This is a genomic window from Methylobacterium sp. (assembly GCF_019750675.1).
In the GTDB taxonomy this organism is placed as follows: domain Bacteria; phylum Pseudomonadota; class Alphaproteobacteria; order Rhizobiales; family Beijerinckiaceae; genus Methylobacterium.
Map to the genome: position 1 here is coordinate 1 of NZ_JAIEOF010000145.1, position 4,486 is coordinate 4,486.

3 protein-coding genes are annotated in these 4,486 nt (G+C 72.2%); all 3 read left to right on the forward strand.

Features of this window, described 5'->3' with window-relative positions; translation table 11 throughout:
• The first annotated feature begins 112 nt into the window (after positions 1 to 112).
• Positions 113 to 382 carry a hypothetical protein gene (locus K2X24_RS07640; protein ID WP_292496384.1) on the forward strand — a complete coding sequence of 90 codons (270 nt, stop codon included), beginning with the start codon at positions 113 to 115 and terminating at the stop codon, positions 380 to 382.
• Between the two features lie 88 nt (positions 383 to 470).
• Complete coding sequence (locus K2X24_RS07645; protein ID WP_292496385.1) at positions 471 to 1,106, forward strand: DUF4194 domain-containing protein; 636 nt, start codon at positions 471 to 473, stop codon at positions 1,104 to 1,106.
• Positions 1,107 to 1,221: 115 nt separating this feature from the next.
• Positions 1,222 to 4,486, forward strand: a 3,265-nt coding sequence (locus K2X24_RS07650; RefSeq protein WP_292496387.1) for an SbcC/MukB-like Walker B domain-containing protein, incomplete at its 3' end; no start/stop codon positions are given.

The following is a 4,486-nucleotide window of genomic DNA, read 5'->3' on the forward strand; positions in this document are numbered from 1 at the left end:
GCAGCCAAGTCTTCGCGCCGCAGCATGGAATAGAACCCTTGCAAATTCGTGGGGTGGGTTCATCCTCTGCTTTCCGCCAGACATGCTGCGGATGGCACGGGAGCGTACCCCCATGAATGCCGGCAAATGCCTGATCAAGAATGCCTGGATCGCCGCCGAGGTCGGCCGGGAGCGTTGCGAGCGGGTCCTCGTCGTCGAGACCTACATAGCGGTCAGTCCCCTGGAGCCGAACTTCGACGCGTCCCGCTACGACGCCATCGTGGCGGAGGTCCAGCGGGTCCTGGCCGCCAACCCCTCCCTCGACCGGGCCTCGATCCTGAGCATGCACCGCGACACGGCCTGCCTGTCGCTGTTCCGGGCCCAGCCCGCCGTAGCCGCCTGAAGCCCGGGTTGGCGCCACGCGGGTTCGCCGGGTAGAGACCGGGGCCTTCACGCGGGCCGCGCCCGCGCCGGCTCAAGCGGGACCCGCCATGCTCGAACCCTTTCGCGCCATCGTGGACGGCGAGGAGCCGCCGCCGCCCGGCGCCCGCGCGCCCTCGGAGGAAGAGCTGACCCGTGCGCTGCAGGTGCTGCTCAAGAGCCAGTGCATCTATGCCGGCACCCCCGGAATCGGCCGCTCCTACGAGCTCGCCCGACACTACGCGCCGTTCTTCCAAGCCTATTTCGGCTGCCTCGGCTACCGCTTCGAGGTGGCGCATCGCGACCAGATGGTGTGCCTGCGCGTGCCCCTCGACGGAATCCGTCACGATGCCCAGGGCGAGCGCCTCCGCAAGGACGAGACCCTCGTGCTGCTCTCGCTGCGGCTGGCCTACGAGGAGGGTCTGCGCGCCCACCAAGTCACCACGGAGGGCGTCGTCGAGTGCACCACCGACGACATCGCCGAATCGATCCGCACGGCCACCCGCAGCGACCCGCCCGACGAGCAGCGCCTGATCGACATCCTGCGCCTGTTCGCCCGCAAGGGCGCCCTGCGTCTCGGCGAGCGCGACAAGGTCGAGAAGATCACGCCCCTGATGGTCCTGCCCGGCATCACCGTGCTGTCGCCGGACACCTGGATGGATCAGGTCCGATCCTGGGGCGCCGCGCGGGGCGAGGAGGCGTTCTGAAGAGATCGCGCCGCCCCCGGTCCCCAGCCCAGGACCGGGCGCGACTTGCATCCAGGCCCCGGGGCGTCCATGCGGTGTCGCTTCGACGCCGAACCGGGACCAGACCAGAGCCGCCGTGTACCGTCTCACCGACATCGTCCTGTCCAACTGGTACCTGATCCGCCGCGAGCAGATTCGGATCCGGGGTGCGGCTGCCCTGGTGGGCCCGACGGGCGCCGGCAAATCGACCATCTTCGACGCGGTCGGCACCGTGCTCGCCGGCAACAACGCGAGCCGGCTGGCCCTGAACGCGTCGGCCTCCGGGCGCAGCGCCCGCACCGTGCGCGATTACTGCCTCGGCTGGATCAGCGACCCCGCCGAAGGCGGCCGCCCCACCCGCGAGGCCTGCGAAAGCCTGATCGTCCTCGTCTTCGAGAACGAGGCCACCGGCCGGGTGGTCTCGGCGGGCCTCGCCCTGGCGGCGCGCGCGGAGGAGAGCCGCGAGACCACGCTCTCGCGCTTCGTCCATGTCGGGCACCGCTTCGAGATCGCCGATTACGTGCGCGAGGCGCCGGCCGGCAGCTACGTGGCGCCCTGGGCCGAGATCGCCAAGGATCTGCGCACCCGCGGCACCACCTTCGACGAGTTCCGCGCGTCGGGCGAACGCTTCACCGCCGAGTTGCTTGGACTCCTGCGCGAGGGCTCGGCGGTGCCGGAGCCGCGCCACTTCCTGCGCACCTTCTCGAACGCGGTGGCGTTCAAGCCGATCTTCGATTCCTCCGCTTTCGTGCGCTCCTTCGTGCTCGAGCCCGAACCCCTCGACGTGGCGCGTATCCGTCAGTCGGTGGAGAACTGGCGCCGCCTGCGCGAGACCATCGAGGAACTGGAGCGGCGCCTCACCCACCTCGCCCGCATCCTCGGCCGTTACGAGACCTGGGCCGAGGCCAGCCTGTCGGCCGCGCTCCACGAGCTTCGGGCCGCCGACGCCGATCTGCGCCGCCGCGTCATCGACCATATCGGCGCGCGCCACGCCCTCAAGGACGTCGCCGAACGCCTGCGCATCGCCCGCGAGAGCGTGGCGACCAGCCAGGGTTTCGTGCGCGAGATCGACGGCGAGATCGCCACCAAGAAGGCGCTGATCGCCGGCTCGGCGGCGGAGGGCCGGCTTGCCGCCTCCAATGCCGGTCTCGCCATTGTGGCCCGCGACCGGCGGGATCTGGCCGCCCGCGTCGCCGACCTCGTCGGGATCGTCCTCGATGCCGGCAAGCTCACGGCGGTGGCGGGCGAGATCCGGCGCGTTTCACCCGAGGCCGCCCGGCTGGTGGAGGCCTGCGCCCGCTCGGGCCTGCGCCGGGAGGCCAATCCGGAGGAGACCTTGCGCTCCGACGGCCCCCTGAACGGCCTGCTCGCCGGCCTCGCGGTCGCGCCCGCGATCGCCACGCCCCTGGAGCGCGCGGCCGAGGACGCGGCTTTGCGGGCCCGGGCACAGGAGAACGCGGCGCAGTCCCGCGCGCCGGCCCCCGGTGGGCGCACGCCTAGCGCGCCCCGCCTGTCCTCGGACGTCGCGGCGTTCCGGGACGAACTCGCCCGCCTCGGCATCGACGCGACGCCGATCTGCGAACTCGCCGAGATCGTCGATCCGACCTGGGGACCGGCCCTCGAGGGCCTGCTGGGGGCGGCGCGCGAGGCCCTGGTCGTCGAGCCCGACCGGCTCAATGCCGCCTTCGCGCATCTGGAGGCGCGCCGGAGTCAGTTCTACCGCTGCATCCTCGTGAAGACGACCGACACCGCGCGCCGTCGTGGCGGCCGCGACGATGAGGGTCCGCTGGCCCTGATCGAGACCCGCGACCCGCACGCCCAGGCCTTCCTCGGTGCCCGCCTCGGCGGCTACGATCTCGCCCCCAACGACGCGGCGCTCGCACATATGAGCCGGGCCGTGGCCCCGAGCGGGCGCTCGACCTCCGGCATGGCCTACTCGGTGGTGCGCCCCGTCCAACTGATGATGACGCGGGGCCAGCGCGGCCCCACGGCCGAGAGCCGGCAGGACTGGGAGCAAGCGGTCGCCGAGGCCCGGCGCCTGCGCGCCGAAGCCGACGTGCTGCGCGAGGCCGCCCGCATCGCCGCCGGTCTGGAGAGCCGAATCGCGGCGACCTCGCTCGACTTCGCCGAGTTGCGGGCGGAATCCGACGCGATCGAGGGCCGGCGCCGGAGCCTCGCGACCGAGCGCGAGCACGTCGAGAAGGCCGAGACCGGCGTGCTGGAGGGCGAGCTGAAGGAGCTCGCCAAGGAACGCTCCGCCTACCTCACCGAGCTGGTCCAGGTCCTCGAGCCCAAGCGCGACCTGTTGCTCGGCGAGGAGGCGGGACTGAAGGCCAAGGTCTCTTCCACCCGCGATCTCGCGCGGGCCGCGCTCCAGGCGCGTCGGAGCGCGCATGCCCGCTGGATCGGGGGCGACACCGTCCGCATCCGGCTCGTACAGCCCGAGGGCTTCGACCCCCGCGCCGTCGCGACCTTGCGGGCCAAGCGTGCCGAACTCGAGCCCAAGACCCTGGCGAATCTCGCTCAGGTGTCGCGCGCCGCCGCGCGCGAGGCGTCCGAGACCGCCCGCACCCAGGGGCGCGCCGCCGAGCGGGATCTGGCCGAGTACTGCGTGCAGTGGCGCATCGAGAATCCCCTCGGCAACGGCGACGCCCCGGCCTCGTTCGGCTATGCCTGGGCCAAGCGTGCCCATGACGAGGTGGCCGGACACGAGTTGCGCCGCTACCGCGATCAGGCCCTGCGGGCGGAGGGCGAGATGCGCCGCCTGATGATCGAGGATCTGCTGACCCGGCTGGCGGACAAGTTCGAGCGCGTGCGCGCCCGCCTCGACGCCCTCAACGAGCGCCTGTCGACCCAGACCTTCACCGGCCAGACCTACGCCTTCGAAGCGGAGGTGGACCGGCGCTACGCGGCCGTCCACGCGCTCGCCCTCGAAGTCGCGCGCTCGCCGGACGCCGCGCAGGCGATCCTGCCGGGGGAGGGCGCCTCGGGCGAGACCACCCCGCTGGAGGGCCCGCTCGCCGACGCCATCGCGGAGATCACCGCCCTGATCGGCGGCGACGAGAGCGCGGCGCGGCTGGCCGATTACCGCAACTACTTCGTCTACGAGATCGGCATGCGCGATCGGGCGGGCAACCGCACGACCATGTCGAACCGGGCTTTACGGGGCTCCGGCGGCGAGGCCCAGGCGCCGTTCTACGTGGCGATCGCGGCGTCGCTCGCCTCCGCCTACTATCCGGGCGACCGGCCGGGCGACGAGAATCCGGGGCTCGGCCTCTGCCTCCTCGACGAGGCCTTCTCGAAGCTCGATGTGCGCAATTCCCAGGCCCTCGTCGACCTCTACCAGGCCTGGGGCCTGCAAC

Bases quoted from the DNA above. Each gene is read 5' to 3' on its own strand.
- K2X24_RS07640 (WP_292496384.1), top strand. From the start codon at position 113: ATGAATGCCGGCAAATGCCTGATCAAGAATGCCTGGATCGCCGCCGAG.
- K2X24_RS07645 (WP_292496385.1), top strand. From the start codon at position 471: ATGCTCGAACCCTTTCGCGCCATCGTGGACGGCGAGGAGCCGCCGCCG.